General features: G+C 67.7%; 18 protein-coding genes and 1 pseudogene. 2 read left to right on the top strand and 17 right to left on the bottom strand.

The features are described from left to right. Positions 1-96: 96 nt before the first annotated feature. From FB547_RS16820 to FB547_RS16760, 12 genes are all read right to left on the bottom strand, one after another. Positions 97-333 (bottom strand): DUF4431 domain-containing protein, encoded by a 237-nt coding sequence (locus FB547_RS16820; protein ID WP_145744126.1) that lies wholly within the window; start codon positions 331-333, stop codon positions 97-99. A 463-nt stretch (positions 334-796) separates the two neighbouring features. Then, a complete protein-coding gene (locus tag FB547_RS33340; RefSeq protein WP_186454184.1) occupies positions 797-1,456 on the bottom strand; it encodes an energy transducer TonB in 660 nt (219 codons plus the stop codon). Continuing rightward, a complete protein-coding gene (locus tag FB547_RS16805; RefSeq protein WP_145744122.1) occupies positions 1,453-1,890 on the bottom strand; it encodes an ExbD/TolR family protein in 438 nt (145 codons plus the stop codon). The genes FB547_RS33340 and FB547_RS16805 overlap by 4 nt, the downstream gene beginning before the upstream one ends. A gap of 22 nt (positions 1,891-1,912) precedes the next feature. Further along, positions 1,913-2,341, bottom strand: a complete 429-nt coding sequence (locus FB547_RS16800; protein WP_145744120.1) for an ExbD/TolR family protein — start codon at positions 2,339-2,341, stop codon at positions 1,913-1,915. A gap of 29 nt (positions 2,342-2,370) precedes the next feature. Continuing rightward, positions 2,371-3,225 (bottom strand): MotA/TolQ/ExbB proton channel family protein, encoded by an 855-nt coding sequence (locus tag FB547_RS16795; RefSeq protein WP_145744118.1) that lies wholly within the window; start codon positions 3,223-3,225, stop codon positions 2,371-2,373. 42 nt (positions 3,226-3,267) lie between these two features. After that, positions 3,268-4,419 carry an alanine racemase gene (locus FB547_RS16790; RefSeq protein ID WP_145744117.1) on the bottom strand — a complete coding sequence of 384 codons (1,152 nt, stop codon included), beginning with the start codon at positions 4,417-4,419 and terminating at the stop codon, positions 3,268-3,270. Beyond that, positions 4,416-6,782: an alpha/beta fold hydrolase gene (locus FB547_RS16785; protein ID WP_145744115.1), complete on the bottom strand. Its 2,367-nt coding sequence runs from the start codon at positions 6,780-6,782 to the stop codon at positions 4,416-4,418. The genes FB547_RS16790 and FB547_RS16785 overlap by 4 nt, the downstream gene beginning before the upstream one ends. Then, the gene (locus FB547_RS16780; protein ID WP_145744113.1) at positions 6,779-8,452 is read right to left on the bottom strand and encodes a serine hydrolase domain-containing protein; all 1,674 of its coding nucleotides are present in this window, start codon (positions 8,450-8,452) and stop codon (positions 6,779-6,781) included. Before FB547_RS16780 ends, FB547_RS16785 begins: the two co-directional genes overlap by 4 nt. A gap of 42 nt (positions 8,453-8,494) precedes the next feature. Beyond that, positions 8,495-9,880: an MFS transporter gene (locus FB547_RS16775; RefSeq protein WP_145744111.1), complete on the bottom strand. Its 1,386-nt coding sequence runs from the start codon at positions 9,878-9,880 to the stop codon at positions 8,495-8,497. Between the two features lies 1 nt (position 9,881). Continuing rightward, positions 9,882-12,398: a TonB-dependent receptor domain-containing protein gene (locus FB547_RS16770; RefSeq protein ID WP_145744109.1), complete on the bottom strand. Its 2,517-nt coding sequence runs from the start codon at positions 12,396-12,398 to the stop codon at positions 9,882-9,884. 74 nt (positions 12,399-12,472) lie between these two features. Next, a complete protein-coding gene (locus tag FB547_RS16765; protein ID WP_145744107.1) occupies positions 12,473-13,474 on the bottom strand; it encodes a FecR family protein in 1,002 nt (333 codons plus the stop codon). A 61-nt stretch (positions 13,475-13,535) separates the two neighbouring features. Next, the gene (locus tag FB547_RS16760) at positions 13,536-14,108 is read right to left on the bottom strand and encodes an RNA polymerase sigma factor (protein WP_261380311.1); all 573 of its coding nucleotides are present in this window, start codon (positions 14,106-14,108) and stop codon (positions 13,536-13,538) included. Between the two features lie 321 nt (positions 14,109-14,429). Here FB547_RS16760 and FB547_RS16755 point away from each other — a divergent pair, with 321 nt between their 5' ends. Next, positions 14,430-14,756, top strand: coding sequence for an STN domain-containing protein (locus tag FB547_RS16755; protein ID WP_145744105.1), 327 nt, complete (start codon positions 14,430-14,432; stop codon positions 14,754-14,756). Positions 14,757-15,071: 315 nt separating this feature from the next. On the opposite strand, the gene FB547_RS16750 is transcribed toward FB547_RS16755, so the two are convergent. Beyond that, the gene (locus FB547_RS16750) at positions 15,072-15,305 is read right to left on the bottom strand and encodes a hypothetical protein (protein ID WP_186454183.1); all 234 of its coding nucleotides are present in this window, start codon (positions 15,303-15,305) and stop codon (positions 15,072-15,074) included. 226 nt (positions 15,306-15,531) lie between these two features. Here FB547_RS16750 and FB547_RS16745 point away from each other — a divergent pair. Next, a pseudogene (locus FB547_RS16745) lies at positions 15,532-15,621 on the top strand (IS5/IS1182 family transposase); the annotation flags it as partial. Positions 15,622-15,628: 7 nt separating this feature from the next. Here FB547_RS16745 and FB547_RS16740 read toward each other — a convergent pair. From FB547_RS16740 to FB547_RS16725, 4 genes are all read right to left on the bottom strand, one after another. After that, a complete protein-coding gene (locus FB547_RS16740; RefSeq protein ID WP_145744101.1) occupies positions 15,629-16,360 on the bottom strand; it encodes a Crp/Fnr family transcriptional regulator in 732 nt (243 codons plus the stop codon). Continuing rightward, the gene (locus FB547_RS16735; RefSeq protein WP_145744099.1) at positions 16,357-16,932 is read right to left on the bottom strand and encodes an OmpA family protein; all 576 of its coding nucleotides are present in this window, start codon (positions 16,930-16,932) and stop codon (positions 16,357-16,359) included. The genes FB547_RS16740 and FB547_RS16735 overlap by 4 nt, the downstream gene beginning before the upstream one ends. A 59-nt stretch (positions 16,933-16,991) precedes the next feature. Continuing rightward, complete coding sequence (locus FB547_RS16730; protein ID WP_186454182.1) at positions 16,992-20,171, bottom strand: autotransporter outer membrane beta-barrel domain-containing protein; 3,180 nt, start codon at positions 20,169-20,171, stop codon at positions 16,992-16,994. Between the two features lie 308 nt (positions 20,172-20,479). After that, positions 20,480-21,301 (bottom strand): winged-helix domain-containing protein, encoded by an 822-nt coding sequence (locus FB547_RS16725; RefSeq protein WP_261380310.1) that lies wholly within the window; start codon positions 21,299-21,301, stop codon positions 20,480-20,482. Positions 21,302-21,303: the final 2 nt, after the last annotated feature.

Raw genomic sequence — 21,303 nt, 5'->3', positions numbered from 1 at the left:
GGCTGACGGCGTAGCGCATGCATATGCGCAGCCGCCGCTTGCCGAGGTCTGCTTCAGACTGAGGATTACGGTAGGGGCCTCCAGCAATGGGCGTCCCTACCGTGATCCTCGGCCAAATTCTGTCATCAGGTAATCGCTTGCGCTGGTTGCTTGACCGCGATGATTGAGGTCGGCTGCACCAGGCCCCCCCGTGAAGTGGTGTCCCATGTGCGCGGGAAACAGAGTTTCGGTCACCGTGACGCGCTTTCCCTTGAGGGTCTTGAATTTCGCCATCTTCTTTTGGTCCAGCGCCGTCTGCATCAGGACGTCGTTCGACTGGGTCGGGATCGGCACCGGCTCCTTGGACCGTGACCGGCTGAATTAACTGAAGAGCCGGTACGGCGACATCTCGACCGTCGACCTCTTCTCCATAGGCAGCGAGCAACCAGCTGCGGGGGCACAGAGGCAGGTTCGTAGCGAACAACCTTGCCAGCGCAGTGGGCCGTCTTCGCCGGGGCGGTAGTTGGCTTGGTGCTGTTGCAAGAGTGGGGGGCGCAGTCGCCCGCCGCCTCGCCGACCGTCACAGCGACAGCAAGCTTCGAGCGTGTGATCGCGTTGCCCTAAAAGTCCGTGACGTGCGCCACGTTGATCAAATGGCCGCACATGTGCACGGTCATTCCTGCTTCGAACTGGAACCGCCGGACCGGCTGCGATCTCGCGGGCGGCGGTGCGCACAATGGCCACCGCGACTCGAGACAGAAGCGCGGATGAATCGCCCAGACCTGCGCGCTCGAACGCAGCGGCCGTCGCTTGCCGGCTATTCGATGCGGAACACGAACTCCTGCGTCGCCAGCACCTCTGCGTCGCCCGTGGTCTGACATTCGTAGCGCATCACGGCCGCGCGCACGGCCGAGTGGTACACGCGCGGTCCCGACAGGAAGCGCACCTCCTGCACGTGGCCGCCCTTGATGCGCACCTCGGCCTTCACCACGCCGCCGATGCCTTCGTCCAGTGCCTTGCGCGGCATCTCGGGCTTGACCTGCCGCGGGCACGCCACCGCGATGTCGGTGGAGGTCGCCTTCGGCGGGGCCGGCGGCGTGGGCGGCGTGGGCGGTGCGGCCGGCGGCGGTGCCACCGGCTCGATGTTCTGCACGGCGGTGATCGCGGGCGTGGACGTGGCCGGCGGTGTCACCGCAGGCGGCGGCACGTAGGCCGGGCGCGACGGCGGCGGTGGCTTGAGCGTCTCCTGCCGCACGATCTTCTTGGGTGGCGGGGGCGGTGGTGGGGGGGGCGGCGGTGGCGGCTTGATCTCGCTGATGATGGTCGCCTCCATCGGCTTCTTGATCGCCTCCACCGTCTGGCGCGCGAGCCCCGACACGAGCGCATAGCCCACGCCGACATGGAACAGCACCATCACGGCGATGCCGACCGGCCCGAAGCGGGACTTGGGATTGAAATCCTTGCGGGAGCGCTTCATGGGATGAACTGCTCCGCGCCTACGATGCCCAGCTTGCTCACTCCCGTGCGCTGCGCCGAGGCCATCACACCGGCCACCACTTCGTATTTCGCGCGCCGGTCGGGGCGCAGGTGCACCTCGGGCTGCACGGCCTGCGCGGCGACCTGCTCGAAGCGCCGTTCCATCTCCGCGCGGTCGGCCAGCGGCTCGCCGTTCCATTGCACGACGCTGAGCGCATCGATGTCGATGCGCAGCACTTCGGGCTTGAGGTCGCTGGGCGGCGGGTTGCCCGTGGGCATGTTCAGGTTCACCGAATGCAGCTGGATCGGGATGGTGATGATCAGCATGATCAGCAGCACCAGCATCACGTCGATGAGCGGCGTGGTGTTGATGTCCATCAGGGGCCCGTCGGAGGGCGCGCTACTGCGCCGCCCCTGCTTTTCTTTTCTTGGCATGGCTTGTCTCGCTGTCTGCTCGTCAGTTCCGCGCCGGCGGCTCGGTGATGAAGCCCAACTTGGCGATCCCGGCCGCCTGGCAGGCGTAGATGATCCGGCCCACTGGCTCGTAGTCGGAATGCCAGTCGCCGCGGATGTGCACCTCGGGCTGCGGGTTCATCGCCGCCACCTTGGTGAGCCGCGCGACCAGCGCGGGGGTGTCGCGCACCGGCATGTCGTACCAGTAGGTGCGGCCGGCGGCGTCCACCGAGATCACGACGGTCTCGGGCTTGCTCTCGCGCACCTCGTTGCGCTCTTTCGGCACCGCGACGGGCACCGAGTAATTGACCACAGGGATAGTGATGAGGAAGATGATCAGCAGCACCAGCATCACGTCGACCAGCGGCGTGGTGTTGATGGCCGCAATGGCCTGTTCCTCGTCTCCCCCGGAAGCCGGGATGTTCATCGCCATGGCGCGATCCGCTTGCGTGTGCGCGGGCGTCAGACCGCGGCGCTGCCGGCCAGGATCACGGAGTGCAGCTCACCGCTGAACTCGCGCACGTCGTCCATCACGGTGATGTTGCGGCGCAGGAGCCAGTTGTAGCCCAGCACCGCGGGCACGGCCACCGCAAGGCCGATGGCGGTCATGATGAGCGCCTCGCCCACCGGGCCGGCGACCTTGTCGATCGATGCCTGTCCCGCCACGCCGATGGCGGTGAGCGCGTGGTAGATGCCCCAGACCGTGCCGAACAGGCCGACGAACGGTGCCGTCGAACCCACGGTGGCCAGCAGCGACATGCCGTTGCTCAGACGGCGCTGCACGCGCTCGGTGGCGCGGTGGATGCACAGGTCGACGAAGTCGGCGAAGTCGACCTTGCCGCGCAAGCCGTCGTGCTTCTGCGTGGCCTGCATGCCGGCGTCGGCAATGAAGCGGAACGGGCTGCCCTCGGCCAGCCGCGCGGTGCCGGCCTGCACGGTGCCCGCGTTCCAGAACTCGTTGTCGACCGCGCGCGCCTGGCGGCCCATGCGCATTTGCTCGAGCAGCTTGGTGACGATCACGTACCAACTGCCCATCGACATGATCGCCAGGATGGCGAGCACGGCCTTGGCGACTGCATCGCTCTGCGACCAGAGCGCGCCCACGCCGTAGGGGTTGTCCATCTTGGCCGCGGCAGAAGGTGCAGCGGCGGGCTTCTCGGGCACGGCCACCGGCGCCGGCGCGGCGGCAGCACTGGCCGCGGCCTGCGGTGCCGGCGGCGTCTGGGCGCCCGCGATTTGCGGCGCGCTGCCCAGGCCGAATGCCAGAACGAAAGGCGCGGCCACTGCCGCGAGCCGTGCAAGAAATGTCTTCGTCATCGTTGTCTTCTCCGAAAAAATTGGTTCTCTGCAGGCCGCGGTTCACCAGCCCCGCGCCTTGTCCCAAACCGCCTGCACCCCGCTGTCGGCGCCTTCGACCACGTGGTAGCGGTCGTAGGGCGCGGCGGTCATGCAGGCGTGGTGCGGCAGCACGCGCACGCGGGCGCCGACGGGCAGTGCGCGGAACATGGCCTGTGCATCGGGATTGCCCTCGCAGGCAATGAGCCCGTGTTCCTGGTGCAGCTCGGCCACGCACACCCCGGGCAGCGGCACGGTGTCCTCGGCCTGGCACACCAGCCCGAAGCCCAGGCCTCTGCGGAACTCGGCCGCAGACTGGTCCTTCGACAGCGCGAGCGCGCCGGCGTCGATGAGCACGCGGCGCGAGCGCAGGTTGTGGCCGATCACGGTGGCCAGCACCGACAGCGCGATATCTTCCACGCCGCAGATGCCGCGCGCCACCTGGTCGAGGTCGCAGAAGGTGTAGACGCCGGGGCGCATCTCGGTGACGCCTTCGAGCGTCAGCGCGCACACGGCCGTGGGCGTGGAGCCCACGCTCACCACCTCGACCGGAATGCCGACCGCGCGCAGCCGTTCGGCCGCATGCACGGCGCCGGCGCGCTCGGCCTCGGCAATGGCGCGGATCGCCGTGCCGCCCTGCACGTGGTAGCTGTGGCCCGCATGCGTGAGCACGCCGGCGAGTGTCAGCGATTCGCTGCGCTGCACTTCGCGTGCGAGCGAGAGCAGTTCGTCGTCGTCCGGCCCGACGCCGCCGCGACCGCCGCCCGTGTCGATCTCGAGCAGCATGCGGAAGCGGGCGCCCAGCGTTCGCGCGCGCGCGCCGGCCGCCTGCACGGCTTCAATCGAATCGGCCAGCAGCGTCACGCGCGCGCCGCTCGCGCGCTGGATGTCGTACAGCGCCTCGATCTTGTTCGCGTCGATGCCCACGGCGTATGTCAGGTCGGTGAAGCCGTGGCGCGCGAAGTACGCGACCTCGGCCACGGTCGACACCGTGAGGCCGCCGGCCTGCCCGCGCGTGGCGCGCCGCGCCACTTCCACCGACTTGGCGGTCTTCAGGTGCGGACGCAGCGACACGCCGTGGCGCGCCGCGCGCTGCGCCATCGCCTCGCAGTTGCGTTCGAGCACGCCGACGTCGAGCACCAGCGCGGGCGTGGTGAGTTCGCCCAGCGGCGTCATCGGCCGTTTCCGGACGCGATCTGCGCCATCACGCGATCGATTTCCTCGGCCACGCGCTGCACCAGCGGTGGCAGCAGCACCAGCGTCATGTGCGCGGCACCTTCGATGCAGGCCAGGCGGCGTTGCGTCGACAGCGCCGCATTCGATTCCTGGAACTCGGGCCAGCGCTGTTGCACCGCGGCGATCGCCGGGTCGGCACCGGCCGGCAGCGGCTGCTGCTTGGCCCACAGCACGGCGAGCGGACGCGCGCCGAAGTCGGGCGACGCAGCCGCCTGGCGCGCGACGTGCGGCAGGCCGCGCACTTCGGCCAGCATGGCGTCGAGCGCTTCGGGCGTGTAGGTCGCCTTCATCTGGCGCAGCACTTGCGGCATGTCGGCGAACAGGGCCTCGATGGGCGCCTGCTCCGGCGGCGGCGGGCCGCCGGCCTGGAAGTTCGCGCGCTTGTCGCGCTCGGCCGCGAACTGCGTTTCGGGCGGGTGCTCGTACATCGCGAACTGGTCGGGGTGGCTGGCGTCGAGCATCACCACACCGGCCACCTGCTGCGGATACAGGCCCGCGTAGACCCGGTTCAGCAGGCCGCCGAGCGAATGGCCGACCAGCACGATCGGGCCCGTCACGCCGGCCGCTTCAAGCAGCGCATGCAGGCGGTGCGCGTTGCGCTCGCCGTCGAAGGGCGCGTCGTCGGCCTCGCTCCAGCCCATGCCGGCGCGGTCGTAGCTGATCACCGGATGCTTCGTCGCCAGCGCCTGCTGCAGCCGTGCGTAGGTCGGCGAGGCGCAGCCGCCGCCGGCTTCGATCACGAGCGTGGGCTGCGACGCACTGGCGGGCGCGGGGCCGCTGCGCTGCAGGTGCATGCGCAGGCCGTCGACGGTATAGACCTCTCCGGGCGCGGCCATGTGGTACGGGCGGCCGGGCTGTTCCAAGCGCGGCCAGTAGTCGAGGTCGCGCACGCGGTACGGCAGGTTGGCGAAGTCGGTGCTCAGCGAGGCCGGCGTCGACACGTACAGCACCGACTTGGCAATGGGGGCGAACTCCGCATGAAAGTGCTGCGCCGACTTCACGATGACCAGCTTCTTGGCCGTGAGGTCGATGCCCAGGCCCGTGAAGAGGTCGACGCCGATGACCTGGTTGCGCTTGCTGATGAGCACGATATCCACACCGTCGGCGGCCTGCACCCACACGCACGGGCCCATGGGCGTGCGCACGCCCGAGAGGCCGCCCTGCGAGTGAGCCTCCACCACGTTCTTCACGGTCACGTGCAGATCGATCGGGGCGCCCGAGGCCGGGCCGCACTTGCCGCCCAGGCGCAGCTCAAAGCTCGCGCCCACGCCGGCGTCGCGGCACAGCTGCACGGCGCCCAGGTCCCACACGCCGCCGAAGGCCACGTCGCCGATGCCGCGCTCGACCACCGCGCGCAGCACGAAGGTGCTGTCGCTGGTGGCGCCGCCGCCGGGGTTGTCGGCGGTGTCGGCAATGACAATAGGGCCGTCTGGCGTGGCCATGGCGCGGGCGAGCGTCTCCTCGATCGAGAGCGAGGGCACGCCGGTCGCGTGGCGCAGGTCCCAAAAGGCGCGACCCAGTTCTTCGGCGAGCTTCGCGGCGAGTGCAGGGTCGTTGTCGGTCACCACCCAGAGCTTGGCGCCCGACTCGGGCACGTCGGCCCATGGGAAGCCATGGCCCAGCGATACCGAGAGCACGCCCGGCTGCTGTTCGGCGGACTGCATGCGGCGCACGAAGCCGGCCATCGGTTCGCGCGTGGTGTGCCACTTGCCGACCATGCGGCAGTCGTGCACGGCCGTCACGGGCCGCACGCGGCCTTCAGCGGTATCGACCACGATGCGGATCAGTTCGCGCAGGCGGTCGAACGCGTCGGTGTGCGGATATTCCTTGTAGCAAATGATCGCGTCGGCCGCGTTCAGCATCTTCTGCGTGAAGTGGCAGTGCAGGTCGAGCGACACGCCGATGGGCACGTTCGGCCCGACGATGTCGCGCACGCGCGAGATCACGTCGCCTTCGCAATCGTCGTAGCCGTCGGCCACCATCGCGCCGTGCAGCACGAGGATCACGCCGTCGACCGGAACGGCCTTGCGCAGGTCCTCCAGAATTTCGTCGCGCAGGCGCTCATACACGCTGCGCACGGTACGACCGAGCGGCTGGGCAAAGGCCAGCAGGCTCTCGACCGTTTCATGGCCTTCGGCGGCCAGTTGCCTGCGCACCTCGACCGCGTACAGGCCGTAGCCGGTCGCATCGCGCGTGCTCGCGTCGCCGCGGAAGATGCCGTATTCCTCGTAGCTGCCCAGACCGGTGGGGGCCGAGACGAAGGTGTTGGTCTCGGTGGCGAACAGGGTGGTGAAGAACTTCATGCGCGGGGCTCCTGGCGGGCGAGGTGGATGTTTCGGGTGCGCATCGTGTCCAGCCGCAATCCCACGACCCGGCCGGCCTTGCGCTCCACGTTGAGGATCGATTTGCCCAGCTGCGCCAGCACCGGGTCGGCCGAAGCCAACACCATCACGTCGGCCGACAGCGGTGTCAGTGCGCACACGTGCTGGCCGTGGCGGCCCTGCACCGTGAGCAGCAACTTGCCTTCGGCCAGCGCCATCTGCGCGGTGGCGTCGAGATCGGGACTGGTGTAGTCGCCGCACAGCTGGTCGGCCAGCGTCGCGGCATCGGGTGCGGTCTCGGGCAGGCGCTCGAAGCGGCGCGGCTGGCCGCCTTCGTGCAGCACGAGCGCGTCGGGCGCGCGCCGCGGGTCGATGTCGCCGGCCTCGATCACGAGATCGTTCACAGGGATGTCCTGCAGGCCCAGCCAGAGCTTGCCGTCGCCCTGGTGCATCGCCTGCGCGCCGCTGGCCTGCCACGACATGCCCAGCTTGCCGCCCACATCAGCGAAGCTCAGCACGCTGCCCGTCGACGGTGCGTGGTAGCGCTGGCCGACCAGCGCGGGGAAGTCGCTGGCCAGCGGCCGCACTTCCGGCGGCGCGAGCGTGTCGCCCAGCAGCGCCTCGACCACCTTGAGGACCAGCGACCCCGGCGACACCGGCGCGCCGTTCACCATGGCGATGATGTGCAGCCCGTGGCTCGGCACGCTGAGCATCTGCGACTGCGCGCCGAGCACGGCGCCCGCGTGGTGGACGATCTCGACGCCGCGGTAGGGGTGGCGCGCGAGGCCGAAGCCATAGGTCACCTTCGAGCCCGACGACAGCGTGGTGGGTTCGGACAACAGGGCCCAGCTCTTTGCGCTGCCCACGATCTTTTCGCTGCCGTGCATGTGCGCGAGCCAGCGCAGCATGTCGTCCGCCGTCGACACCAGCGAACCGCCACCGTCGAGTTCGCACGGGTACATGCCGCGGCGCCACCCGCCGCCGGGCGCGGGCATGTACAGGCCGGCCATGTGCGGCACCACGTCGAGGTCGGTCTGCACCGACGACGTGTCGGCCATGCCCAGCGGGGCGAAGAGGCGTGCCTTCAGGAAGTCGTTGAAGCTCTGGCCGCTCACGCGCTCGACGATCTTCGCCAGCAGGAAGTAGCCGCCGTTGCTGTAGACCATGTGCGTGCCGGGCTCGAAGTTGAGCTCGCGCTGGCGCGCCATGGCCGGCAGGCCCGGGCCGGGCAAGGTGAACGTGAGGCCGTGCGCGATGGCCCACAGCTCGTCGTGGCCGCGCCAGCCGCTGGTGTGAGTGAGCAGCTGACGCAGTGTGGGGCCGTTGGCGCTCAGCTGCGGCAGCTCGGGCAGGTATTTCTGCACCGGGTCTTCCACGTCGAGCAGGCCGTCTTCGGCCAGCAGCAGCACGGCCATCGCAGTGAAGTGCTTGCTGGTGGAGGCGATGCGCATGCGAGAGGTCGGGGTGAGGGCCACGCCCATCTCCAGGCTGGCCATGCCGACGGCGCGGCGGTACAGCAGCCGCCCGTGCTGCGCGATGCCCAGCACCAGGCCGGGCGCGTCGCTGCGGTTCAGGGGCGCCACCAGCGCGTCGATGGCAGCCAGTGCGGAAGCGGTATCAGGAAGGGAAGCGGAGGATTCGGGTTGTGACATGGAAGGACGACAAGCGATGAAAGATCGGAGCGGGAAGAAAAGTCAGGTCGGCTGCGCTTCGCGCATCAGGCGAACGAACGGGCCTTCGGTGGCGCGCAGCACCATGGCGCCCAGGCAGCCGCCGACCAGCGTGGTCGCGACGATGGACACCGCCAGCCCGTTGGGCATTGACTTGAGGGCATCCGACAACATGCCGACCATCAGCGGACCCACCACGCCGAAGGGCAGGCTGGCCAGCGTGAGCATCGCGATGGTGCGGGCGCGCAGGTGCGGCGGCGCCGCGTCCTGCAGCACGTTGGGCAGCAGCACCGCGCTGCCGATGAGCGGCACCACCAGCAGCCCCAGCAGCATGAAGTTGTGGTTGGCCGAACTCGTGAACAGCAGCAGCGTCGACATCAGCGCCGCCGAGAGGTTGCCCAGCATGATCAGGCGCAGCGCAGCGGCCGGCCCCATGCGCGGCTGCACGTAGCGCATCGACAGCACGCCCAGCAGGCCCCCGGCCACCGTGCCGCAAAGGAAGGCCACGCCCATGCCCTGCCCCATCTGCACCGGCGTGACGCCGTAGGTGCGTGCCGTGACGATCGGCAGCCAGGTGCCCAGCGAGCTCAGGCCCACGCTGGTCAGGCCCACGCCAGTCACCAGGCCCGCGAAGGTGCGCCAGTGCAGGCGCAGGTGCTCGCGCAGGGTCGTGATGCCCGCCGCCTCGGCGGTCGGGACGGCCGGCTTAGCTTCCTGCGCGCCGCCGCGCGAGGTGCGCCGGATCGACAGCACCAGCAGCGTCACCGGAATGCCGGCCGACGCCAGCACGAAAAAGGTCAGGCGCCAGGCCTCGAGCTGCTGCATCGACACGGGCAGCCAGGGCCGCAGGTCGTCGGTGAGGTGCACGATGGTGCCGCCCAGCAGCGCACCCAGTGCACTGCCGAAAATGGCCGACAACGCGAACACCGCATTCGCCAGCACCCGCTGCGCACGCGGGAACAGGTCGGGGATCATGCTGTTGGTGATGGGCGTGAGGCCCGCCTCGCCCACGCCCAGGCCGACGGAGGCGACGAACAGCACGCCGTAGTCCATGGCCGTGCCGCGCATGGCGGTGGCGGCGCTCCATAGCACCACGCAGGCCGCGAGCACCACGCGCCGGTCGTAGCGGTCGCTGAGCCAACCCAGCGGCAAAGTGGCGATGCCCGTGAACAGCACGATACCCGCGCCCTGCAGCAGCCCGAGCTGCGTGTCGGAGAGCGACAGCGTCTGGCGGATCGGCTCCGTCAGCAGCGTGAGGATGACCTTGTCGATCGACCCCAGCACGGTGGCGATGATGAGCACCGACAGCGCATACCAGGCGCTGGTGGGCGCCTTCCGGTTCGTTTCGAGGGCCGCAGGGGCGGCCGTATCCAGCGGCACCGGTGCCGCGAACGGTGAGAGGCCCGCCATGTCAGAACGGAACGTTGACGTTCACGCCTATAGTGCGCGCCGGCACGAGTGCCGCGGTCACCAGGTTCGGGTTCGCGTTGAGTCCGGTTTCGATCGACACGATGCCGCGCCGGTTCGTCAGGTTGCGCACATAGGCCGAGACGCTGAAGCGCTTGAAGTCGATACCTGCCTGCAGGTCGACCAGCGTGTAGGCCGGCATCATGATGCTCGGCAACGCCGTGCTGCCGCGGTAGCCCGCATCGCGCTTGCCGGTGTAGCGCGCGCTGATGCCGACGTAGGCCGGGTGATCGGCGAGGCTGAAGTTGCGCGTCACGCCCAGCGTGGTGGCGAAGCGCGGCGTGTGCGGCAGGCGCGTGCCGGCCTTGGCGCCCAGGCCCGTGGCGTCCTCGGTCAGGCGCGCGTCGATGGCGGCGGCATTGGCGGTGAAGCGCCATTCCTTGCTGGGCTTCCAGTTGAGCGTGAGCTCGCCACCCTTGATGCGGGCCGCACCCGCATTGGTCACGAAAGTGAAGCCGCCGCTGCGCGTGGGCTGCTGAACACCGCTCCACTCGATGTCGTACAGCGCGGCTTCCAGCGACAGCGTACGGTCGAGCAAGTCGGCCTTGTAGCCCAGCTCGTAGCTCCACAGCGAGTCGGAGTTGTACATCGGCTGTACCACGTTACGGTCGGTGCTGGCCTTGAGCACGTTGGGACCGCCGGGGCGGTAGCCGCTGGCCGCGCGGAAGTACACGGTGCTCGTGTCCGATAGCGTGTACTTGGCCGCAGCCAGATAGGTGGTCGGGCTTTCCGACGAGGTTCCGGCGGCATTGGCGGCGACCGAGCCGATCAGCTGACCGGTCTGGCGGCTGGCGTACTTCTGGTGGTTGCGCGCCAGGCGCACGCCACCGGTGAGCGAGAACGCTGGCGTCACGTTCCAGGTGATGTCGCCATAGGCCGCTTCCTCGCGGTAGCGCGACGACTGCGTCGATGTCAGCAGGCCGAGGCTGCCCCGGCCTCCGATCAGGTCGGCGTCCATGCTGCCGTTGTTGCTGCCGCGTTCACGGTTCAGGTACAGGCCCGCCAGCCACTCGATGGTGGTGCCCGAGCGCGAGGTCAGGCGGAACTCCTGGCTGACGCGATGCTGCTCCACAGTGCTGATGATCGGCACCGAGGCCACCGGCACCCGCATAGCGCTCAGCAGCGGCCCGTACAGGCCGGTGACGTCGACGCTGTTGTTGATCTTCACGTCCTGCGCGGAGGTGATCGAGTTCAGGCGGGCCCAGCCGAAGTCGTACTCCACGTCCAGCCCGAACAGCTGCGTGAGGTTGCGGTACGACTCGCTGGCCGACAGCTGGCGCGAGCGCTCCCGGTTCCAGGGGCGCAGCGTGCGCTTGTCCATCTCCTCGAAGCCCAGGCCCTTGCGATGCACGTCCTGCACGGTGCCCGTGAGGCGCACCGTGAGTTCGCGCGTGGGCGTGAGCAGCAGCGAGACCCGTCCGCCGTCGGTGTGGCCGCGGTCGATGTTGCGGCCGCTCGCAAGGCCCGTGGCGTCGTAGCTGCCGCCGATCTGGTCGGTGAAGGCGGCGAAGCGGATGGCCGCCACGTCTTCCTTGAGCGGCACGTTGAGCACCGCGCCGGTCATGAAGCCGGGGCCGCCGCCCTGCGTCCACGAGGTGCCGAACCGCACCGAGCCCGCGAGCTCCATGGTGTCGGGCTGGTTGGTCACGTACTTGAGCACGCCGCTCATGGCGCCGGCGCCGTACAGCGTGCCCTGCGGGCCGCGCAGCACCTCGATGTGGCTGAGGTCGAGCATGCCCATGTCCAGCGGCGTGTTGCCGCCGTTCGCGCCGGCCGAGCTCAGGCCGGTGGCCACGTCATCCACGTACACACCCACGGTTGCGATGCCCTGCACCGGGCCCATGGTCAGTCCGCGCATGGTGAGCGTGCCGCCCACGCTGCCGCTGCTCGTGAGGTTCACACCCGGTTGTTCGGCCACGTAGTCGGCCAGGTTCTTGGCGCCGGCGCGTTCCAGCGCCTGCGCCTTCATCACGTTGACCTGCATCGGAATCTCGCGCACCGGCTCGCGGCGGCGCGTGGCCGTGATCGTGACGCTGTCGAGCGACTGCGGTGCTTCGTCGGCCAGCGGCTTGGCAGCCGCAGCGGCCGTGTAGATCACGATGGCGCCGTCGTCACCGCGACGCGTGCGCAGCTGCGTGCCTTCGAGCAGCTGCGCCAGCGCATCCTGCGGCGAAAGCGCCCCCTTCACGCCACGCGTGGCCACGCCCTTCACGTCGTCGACCTTGTACAGCAGTTGCACGCCGCCCTGCGCGATGTAGGCATCGAGCGCGGTCTTGAGATCGCCACCGCCCACGTCGAAGCTATGTGCCGGCATCTGCGTCTGTGCCTGTGTCTGCGCGTGTGCGGGCATGCCGCTCGCCAGCGCCCACGCACCGCCGATGACCCATGGGCGCAGCGCAACAGCCGCGTACGTTCGCTTCTTCTTGGACGGCATACCGGGGCGAGGTGCGATGCGATTCATGGGGTATCTCTCCAGCGTGGTTATTTGTCGGGATACCCACTGAGACGAACGCCCCGTCACATTCCGGTAATTTGTTAATTCGAAATTCTGATCTCGTTGCCGCGCTCATGCGCCGCAAGGCCGAAGCCCTGCTTGAGCAACGCTACGAAGCCGCTCATGTTGTTGGCATCGAAGCTGCCGCCGATGCGCACCTGCGCGATCGCCGGATCGACGATCACGAGCTGGCGCGTGTTGTATCGGTTGAACTGCGCGGCCGCGTCGGCCAGCGTGGTCTGGTCGAACACCAGCTTGCCTTCGCGCCAACTCAGTTCGTCGTCGACCTGCTTGGGCGCCTTCGAGATCACCAGCACGTTGTCCGCGTGCGTGACGGCCGCCTGGTTGCGCGTGAGCACGGTGGGCTCGGCGCTCTTGGCGCCCGGCTGGGCCGATGCAATCTGCACGCGACCTTCTTCCACCGTCACGTTCACCTGTTCGCCCTGGCGTCGCACGAGGAAGCGCGTGCCCAGCACGGTGATGCGGCGGTCGCCGGCGATGACGACAAAGGGCCGCTTCTTGTCGTGGGCGATGTCGAAGTAGGCTTCGCCTGCATCGAGCCAGACCTTGCGCCCGCTGTCATTCACAGCGGTGCGCACCTGCGTGGCGGTGTTCAGCGTGAGCCTGGAGCCGTCGGCCAGCGCCACCGACTGGCGCGCGCCGACGGCCGTGGCGTACTGCCGGCCCTGTTCTTCCTGCATGTACTGCCAGCCGAACCAGGCGGTGCCCGCCGCGGCCACCAGAATGCCGGCGGCAATACGTTGCAGCGAGAAGCGCGACAGGCGTGAGACCGGGCGTGCAGCCTGCTGCTGCGATGCCGGAGCCGGCGTGGGGACAGGAATCGGGATCGCCGGTGTGCGCAGTGCGCCCAGCCGGTCGCCGCGCTCCCAGGCACTGGACAACCGGAGCCACGCCACGCGGTGAGCAACCGACGCGGCGATCCAGGCGTCCAGCAGCTGCTGGTCGGCGTCGGTCCATGCGCCGCTGTCGCGGCGGGCCAGCCAGTCGGCAGCCACGGATTCGGTGCGCTGCGCTTCGCTCATTGGTTTAGCTCCATGCTTCGCATTGCGGTGCGCGCTTGCTTGAGGCAGCCCGACACGGCGCTCATGTCGAAAGCCTCCGCTCGTTCTGCGCTCGCCCGAAGGCCTTGGTGTCCAGCTGCACGCCGCCCGAGAGCAGCGCGTCGGCCAAGGCGCGCACGCCGCGCGAGACCTGCCGCTCGACCGTGTCCTCGGTGATGCCCAGTTGCGCGGCAACCTCGCGCTGCGAGAGCCCGTCGATCTTGCGCATCTCCACCACGCGGCGGCACTTGGCCGGCAGCGCATCGAGCGCCGATTGCAACAGTCGCAGCTCGCCGCGGCCGGCGGCATGGCGTTCGGGCGTGAGCTCGTCGGCCGAGAAATCGAGCGCGTCGAGGTCGGCAATGATCTCGATGGAGACGATCTGCGCGCGCCGGGCGCGGTCGATCAGCAGGTTGCGCGCGGTGGCGAAGACGAAGGGCTTGACTTGATCGGGCATGGATCTGGAGGCGGATTCGTAGATGCGCACATAGACGTCCTGCCGCAGGTCGGGCACTTCGGCCTCGTCGCGCCAGTTGCGGCGAAGGAAACGCGTGAGCGCGGCTTCCATCGGCAGCACCTCGCTGACGAACCAGGCGTCCAAGTCACTGAGAACCACTAAGCGCTCCTGGAAAGTGAAGGGCCGAAACGAAAGGGCGGCAGCCGCCGGGATTGGCGACAGACAGTGAGACGAACGGCTCGAGGATTTCCGGTAACGCGCGAAGACACGACGGGCGAATTTGCCGAAATTCCTGCGAATTCCGGTGCCCGCAACGGCCCCTGAAATTCTAGAAGGTCCGGGCCGCAGGCTTTTCCGCCTTGCCCCTTTACCGGAAAGTGCGCCCGAACTCGTCTTACCGGGGCACAAGAAAAACCAATTCGCGGAAAACAGACCGACATGATTCCAAACTGGAGGCAGCCCCCCACCCTCTTCGCCCTCTTGAAACGCACTCGCCTTGCCCCCGCTGCCGCAGCCGGCCTGCTTCTGGCGGGCCCGGCCTTTGCCCATGTCATGGAGTTCGATGTGAAGGGCGGCGAACTGCGACCGGCGCTCGATGCCTACATCGCGCAGTCGGGCGTACAGCTCATCTACAAGGTGGAAGACATCAAGGACCTCTCGACCCGGGGCTTCAAAGGAAAAATCGCCGCCGACGCGGCGCTGGATCGCCTGCTCGAAGGCACCCGCCTGCGGGTGCGGCGCGGCCAGGACGGCGCGATGGTGCTCATTGCGCCGTCCCCGGCACGCGCGCCTGTGCGCATCGAGTAAGACGATCGACCACAGCTGCACGCGCAGCGCTTGCTGAACGCGGCGCAGGGAAGATACCGCGGTTCACCGCCGTCCGACACCGCACCTGGCCATCGGCCCTTCTGTTTGAAGATGTCTTCGGCCAAGTCGTTGACCTCCAGCAGGTGGTGTACTTCACGCAACAGTTCTTCACCATCGACGACAATGACTTTCGAGGCTGGCCTTGAGTCAATCAGTTCGACAACTATGGGCCGAGGCGGCCGACGGCATCCTCTGAGCTCAACTTGCGGTCGGCGCCAACACCGGACGACGTTCAGTAGCCGCGGTCGGCGAGGCTTAGCCACCCGATTGGATGGACCCGAAGTGGGCGCGCAGACATTCCTGCAGGGCCTCTTCACTGGAAAGCTCTCGCACCTGGGCGTTATTCAAGAACTCGCGCTTCAACTGCTCCAGCGCCGCAGTGCCGTAAACGATCTGGCGGCACTCCTTGGTCTCCCCAACTTCACTTTCGCGCCTGATCAGAAAGCCCTTGCGGGCTTCTCTGCTGGGGGCAGCCTGCATTGGCAGCATGAGCGAGAGGTGCCCATGCGCCCAACAATTTGCTCGAGACTAATTGATGCGTGGTCATGAAAGTTGGGACTGAAAAAATAGTTAACAGGGTCCTGATCTCACGGATGAACGATTTGTTCGCAAGGCGCGCAGGCATCTTGATGATCAATGTAGCGGGCGGCACCCTTCTTCAAAACCTCCACACCACAGTACTTGAGAATTGGTGTTAGTGGTATGTGGAGAAGTGCGCAAGCTGAATGGCTGCGAGCGATTGCTCAACACCAGCCTGCAATTCATCCATCTCGCATTCATGGCTCTCTTGCTTAGAAGATCGTAAGCACGTTCTAAGGGCTGTCTGTCAGCCTTCTTAGCGCATCCCGATCGAGGACTGTGATCGCGTTGTAGTTCAAGCTGATCGCGCCATGTGCCACCAACACGCGGAGCGCCTGGTTGACTGTCTGCCTGGTGACCTGCAGGAGGGCCGCAAGATCCTTCTGTGTCAAGCGCAGGCGCAGGTTGATTCCCTTTCCGTCATTGCCCCCGTACAGCACCGCCAGACGTTCGATCGTCGCGACCAACCGCTGCTGAAACGAGCCGACGCTCTGGCTGAGCAACGAATCGAGCACGACCCTGTGCTGTTTCATCAGCATTTTTGCCATTCCCATCCAGAGGACAGGCTCGTCGTCGAGGATTTTCTGAACCAGCAGGGTTGGCATCCGGACGACCGTGACCTCGTTCAGCGCGCAGAAGTCGTAGATGATGCGACTCTCCTCCTCCTCACCCGCTTTTGGGTCAATGGTCCGGGTGAACCCGGCCACATAGCTGGGCCCGAGGACTGCCACCGGAGTCCGACGTCCTCCAGGTGGAATGTGACCGACAAGCAGATGTCCCGACACGATCACAAACGTCTCAGGCATTCCCTGCTCGATCGACACCATCTCGCCCCTGGCGTATCTGCCGAGGCGCGCGTTCACGAGAAGCTTGCTCATCGCCGAGGCGGGCCACCGTGCGAAGCCCTGCGTGAGACGCAGCGTGCGTTCCACCAACGCGGCGTCCTCCAAAGTCGCTGCGGTCACTTCCCCGCTGCCTGCCCCAGGATGTCCACCACCACGCGGCGATCCGGCTGCAAGCAAGCCACCAGCCGCGCCGAGCGCTGCAAGCCCTGGCAATCGCGCGTCACCGGCTCGCGCTCGCCCATCGAGCGCACCTCCATGGGCGCGCGCACCCCGGCATCCTTGAGGTAGTCGCGCACCGTGTTGGCACGCCGCAGCGCCAGTTGGTCGTTGTAGGCCGCATCGCCCAGCCGGTCCGTGTGCCCGGTGATCGTCAGGCTCTGCACCTGCATCTCCTGACTCTGCAGCCCGCGGGCCAGCGCATCCAGCTCGGCGCGGCCCTGGGGCAGCATGTCCGCCGCACTGGAGCGGTCGAACTTGAACATCGCGTCGGCGCTCAGGTTCACCCGCCGCGTCGTCGGCTGGGCCGGGGCCGGTTGCGGAGCGGGGGCGGACGCCGGCGTCACCACCGGCGTGAGCGCGCAGTTCTGACCCTGGCACCAGTTGTAGCGCTCGTCGTGCAGGCTGCCGCAGCCGGCCAGCGTGAGGGCGGCGACGGCGGCCGCGAGCAGGTTCAAAGTGTTTTTCGATTGCATGGTGTGTTGTTTCCTTCCAGCGGTCAGTGGTGCGGGTGCGGTTGCATTTCCAGCGGCGCTCACCACGCCACCCGCACGCCCAACTGCCCCGAGACGCCTTCGCGGCTCTTGCCGCTGAGCGAGCGCTGGTACTGCAATCCGCCGTACAGGTAGGCCGCCTTGCTCAACGGCAGCTGCGCCCCCACGCCCAGCTCGGCCCAGGTCTGCTTGGCCCATTCCTCGCTCACCGTGGTGGCATCAATGGTCACGCCCTTGGGGTCCTTGAACTCGTGCAGCACATTGGCCGTCACATAGAAGGTGTTGGTGCGCGTGAGCTTGTCGGCGCGCTCGGCCTTGTCGTTCCAGGCCAGCCGCGCGCCCAGGCGACCGCGCAGGCTCTGGCTGGTGAAGCCGTCCACCCAGGAGATGTTGTCGGCAAAGCCGCGGTAGCGAGTGACCTGGTAGCTCAGTTGCGCCTGCGGCTCGATCAGCCACTGGCTTTCGCCGATCTGCCAGGGGCGGCCCACTTCCACGCTCAAACCGCCGCCGGCGCCCTTTTGCGTGCCCTCGCCGCCGTACTTGTCGGTGTACTTGTTCTGCACCGCATGCAGCTGGCCGACCAGGTCGAAGTAGCTGCCGTTGTCGGCATAGCGCGTGTGGTACGCGCCCAGGGTGAGCATCTGGCCCTTCATCTTGCCGGTGTCGTAGCCCATGCCCGCGTCGCCGCGGCGGCGGTCGTTGAAGTTGGTGTTGGTGCGCCCGTAGCCCACGCTGATGCCGGTGTGGCTGCGCGACTTGTCGCCGGCGTCGCCGCTGTAGCGGATGGCCAGGTCCTTGCCGATCTGGAAGTACTGCAGCTCCTGCTCGAAGCCGAACTGGCGCTTGCCGTCCAGGTCCAGGCGCTGCGCATGCAGGCGCATCCACGCCTGGTCGGCGGGCGCCTTGTCGTCGCAGCCGCAGTGGTCCCACTTGAGGGTCTGCTGCTCGCCCACGCGCTGGTGCAGCGTACCCAAGAGGCCCAGGGCCAGTTCCTGGGTGGCGACCTGGCCCATCACATAGCCGGCCACGGCAGGGCGCAGCACCTCGGGCGCCGGGATCGGCGCAGGAGCAGGCGCAGGAGCGCCGGGCACCGGGACGGGCGCTGGCGCCGGCGTGTTGTAGAAGCTGCCCAAGTAGAAGCTGTTGGCGTCGCCGTCGGTACGGCCGCCGCGGTGCAGGCCGTATTCGTAGGCGCCGGCCTGCACTGGGGAGGCCAGGGTGAAGTTGCCTTCGCTCGAGGTGCCGGACACCTGCACCACCTGGATGCCGTTGATGGTGGCCGCGCCGGCACCGCCGGCGTTGGTCACCAGCACGCGCGTGGTGCCGCTGGTGTTGCCGTTGACCACCAGCTTGTCGGTGGCGCTGGCATCGCCGCCCAGGGCGGTGTTGATCCTCAGCAGGCCGTTGGTGCCCGCGTAGTTGCCGTTGACCGTGAGCGCGTTGCCGGGCACGCCGGCAGCGCTGCGCAGGTCGATGAGGCCGGCGTTGTGCACGTCGCCGGTGACGGTGAAGGCCGGCTGCCCCATGAAGACGCTGCTGGTCGGCTGGATGAACAGGCCCATCGGGGCGCCGGTGCCGTCCACGCCCGCGCCCACGGTGAGCGGGCTGCCGGCCAGGGTCAGGCGGGTGTTGTCCAGGGTGATGGACTCCCAGTTGGGCAGTTGGGCGCCGCCGGCCGTCGCGGTCACGCCCTGCAGGGTGAGCTTGTCGACCCAGCCGTCTGCGGCCGACACGTCGTCGCCGCCGTCCAGCACCTGGCTGCCGTTGTAGGCGGGGGCGGCCACGAGGGCGGTGTCCGAGCCGTTCTGCCCGTAGAAGCCACCCGCGAGGGTGCCGCCGGTCCAAGTGAAGATGTCGTTGTCGGCACCGGCGTCGACCTTGCCCTGGACCGAGCCGCCGATCAGGTTGATCGAATCGGCTCCGGCGTTGGTGAGGATGTCTCCGGTCAGGGTGCCCGATGTCGTCACCGCGACCGCACCGGCTTCATCCAGCACGGCAATGCCGGAGCGCGAGCCGTCGAGCACGGCGGTCGAGGCGATGTCGATGGTGCCGCCGCCGGCACCGGAGGTGTGTACCGCCGCGGCGGTGCTTCCGGAGCCGCCGATCGCCAATCCGGCCGCCGAGACCGCGTAGCGTCCGGTTCCCCTCGCATAGGCCGCAATACCGTTGCTTCCGGCTCCCGTCGCTGACGCTGTGAGTCCGGCAGCCTGTACGGCTGTTGCCGTGCCCGCACCGTCAGTGACAGCACCGATGCCGGTTGCACTGCTCCCGTTGGCGGTGACGCTGCCACCGCTTTGCTCCGCCGTGGCGTTGCCGCTGCCGCTTGCCACGGCACTGATCGCGCCGCCTGACCCGTTGGTGACGATGGTGCCGCCGCTTTGTGCCGCGCGCGCATCGCCACTGCCCAGGGTCTGGGCGACGATGCCGGCGTTGGTGAATGTGGTGGACAAACCGGTGATCGACCCGCCCGTTTGCGTTGCCGTGGCGCTGCCGTTGCCGCGCGCCAACGCATAGACGGCATGGGATCCGTTGGTGGTGATCGAGCCGCCGTTCTGGGTGGCGATGGCCGCGCCCGTGCTGTAGGTCTCGACGAGCATCGCCACGCCATTCCCGCCCGTGCCGTTGGTCGAGATCGACCCCCCGTTCTGGATCCCGGTCGCGGTGCCACTGCCGTCTGTGCGCACGGCGATGCCGAAGGCGTTCTGGCCGTTCGCCGTGATCGTGCCGCCGTTCTGAACCACCAGGGCGTTGCCGCCCTGCTGCTGATAGGCCTGCGCGCCGATGGTCGGACCGCCGGCCGTGCCCGCCATCGTGGTGATGCGTACGTCGCCGTTGATCTGCACCTCGCGCGTGCCGACCCCGGCGCCGCCGCGGTTGGCCACGGCAATCACCGGTGTGGCGGGCTGCACGGTCAAGGTCCCGGCGGTCCCGTCGACGGCCAGCCTCACATCGGGCGTCGAATAGAAGATGCCGCTTGCATAGGGCGCCGCATCGGTTGCGGGGGTTCCATCACCGTTGCAGGTGACGGTGCCGCCCGCCGCCACGGCGCCGCATTCGTTGGCCGCCCAAGCGGAAGAAGCGCCACCGAAAGCCGCCGCCGCCAAAAGGGCCGCGCCGATCGTGACGCTTGAAGATTTCTTGCCGCGCGCGCTGCAAACCTCGCTGGCTGCCACCCACGCGCCGAGCGCCTCACTCCAGATGCTGCGAAATGACTTGTTCACATTTTCCCCTCGTGCTCGATAGAAATAGATCGCCGAATACTTGTGCTGGTTGAGTTGCTTCAATGGCTGAAGCACTGCACTTCGAACCTCCGGCCGATCGCGCTTTCGGAGGCCGAGCGACCGTGCAAGACCTCGAAGTGGGCGGAATCTATCGCTGTGAAACGTCGAGGTGCGAACCGATTGAGCGCGTGTGTCGGCTACCCGACATTGGCGATATTCATTTGTTTTCAATTGTGAAAAATGTCCAAGGCCGCAGGAGAAGCTGGAGCGATCCATGCGTCCTTCGCCGAATCACCTCCTGCCTCGCGTCAGGCGATAGCCCGGCTTTTCCCGCTCGGACCGTCCAGCCGATATCCCATGCCGTGGACCGCCCGGAGGTCCCAGCCATTGGCCTCAAGATTCAGAACGCGCCGCAAACGGGAAATGCTGACGTCGAGGGTCCGTGACTGCGTGTCTTCGCGTTTGTCCCAGACGGTCGAGTACAACCACTCGCGCGTGAGCGTGTGGCCCGCATGAGAGAACAGTTCGAACGCAACGTCGAAGTCGATCGCACGAAGGTGAACCCTCTCGCCCGCAACCTCCACGGTATCGCTCGTCAGGGAAAAGCGATAGCAATCCCACACCGGATCGGATTCGGACACACTCACACCGAAGCGCCGCATGAACATGCGCGCGACACAGCAGAATTCGACGAATGAAACCGGGCTCACGATCACTTCGTTCGTCGCATTCCAATGCAGATCCGATAGCACCGGCACTTGGTTTCGCGAAGCCAGGCACAGCACTGGCGTCCAATGCCCGACCAGTGCCTTGACCTCCTTGAGTTGCATGAGGGACGACTCGGCGTCGCCCTCTACTGCCAGGAAGACCATGTCGAATTTCGACGCGGTCGCGGCGCCGCAGCGAGCAATCTCGGCAGTGCTCGCGAATGCCTGGGGCTGATGCCCGAGTCTTCGAACGGCTCGGCGTGCGTACTCGCGAGTGCGCATCGCCGGGTCGAGCACCGCGATGCGCGCGCCTTCGGATCTTACGAAACTCATCGGTCGCACCGCCCTTCGATTCCACGCTGGTGTAGACCGTGCATCCGATTCGCTGCGGTCGTCGACGGCTCTTGGCAAAAGGTTGCTCATGC

Source organism: Variovorax beijingensis, assembly GCF_007828835.1.
GTDB classification, from domain to species: Bacteria; Pseudomonadota; Gammaproteobacteria; order Burkholderiales; family Burkholderiaceae_C; genus Variovorax; species Variovorax beijingensis_A.
Note: the sequence above shows the minus strand (reverse complement) of the source record. Positions and strands in the feature narration are given on the sequence as shown.

Coding starts and splice junctions, on each gene's coding strand:
- FB547_RS33340 (WP_186454184.1), bottom strand. CDS start 1,456: ATGAAGCGCTCCCGCAAGGATTTCAATCCCAAGTCCCGCTTCGGGCCG.
- FB547_RS16805 (WP_145744122.1), bottom strand. CDS start 1,890: ATGCCAAGAAAAGAAAAGCAGGGGCGGCGCAGTAGCGCGCCCTCCGAC.
- FB547_RS16800 (WP_145744120.1), bottom strand. CDS start 2,341: ATGGCGATGAACATCCCGGCTTCCGGGGGAGACGAGGAACAGGCCATT.
- FB547_RS16795 (WP_145744118.1), bottom strand. CDS start 3,225: ATGACGAAGACATTTCTTGCACGGCTCGCGGCAGTGGCCGCGCCTTTC.
- FB547_RS16790 (WP_145744117.1), bottom strand. CDS start 4,419: ATGACGCCGCTGGGCGAACTCACCACGCCCGCGCTGGTGCTCGACGTC.
- FB547_RS16785 (WP_145744115.1), bottom strand. CDS start 6,782: ATGAAGTTCTTCACCACCCTGTTCGCCACCGAGACCAACACCTTCGTC.
- FB547_RS16780 (WP_145744113.1), bottom strand. CDS start 8,452: ATGTCACAACCCGAATCCTCCGCTTCCCTTCCTGATACCGCTTCCGCA.
- FB547_RS16775 (WP_145744111.1), bottom strand. CDS start 9,880: ATGGCGGGCCTCTCACCGTTCGCGGCACCGGTGCCGCTGGATACGGCC.
- FB547_RS16770 (WP_145744109.1), bottom strand. CDS start 12,398: ATGAATCGCATCGCACCTCGCCCCGGTATGCCGTCCAAGAAGAAGCGA.
- FB547_RS16765 (WP_145744107.1), bottom strand. CDS start 13,474: ATGAGCGAAGCGCAGCGCACCGAATCCGTGGCTGCCGACTGGCTGGCC.
- FB547_RS16750 (WP_186454183.1), bottom strand. CDS start 15,305: ATGCTGCCAATGCAGGCTGCCCCCAGCAGAGAAGCCCGCAAGGGCTTT.
- FB547_RS16735 (WP_145744099.1), bottom strand. CDS start 16,932: ATGCAATCGAAAAACACTTTGAACCTGCTCGCGGCCGCCGTCGCCGCC.
- FB547_RS16725 (WP_261380310.1), bottom strand. CDS start 21,301: ATGAGCAACCTTTTGCCAAGAGCCGTCGACGACCGCAGCGAATCGGAT.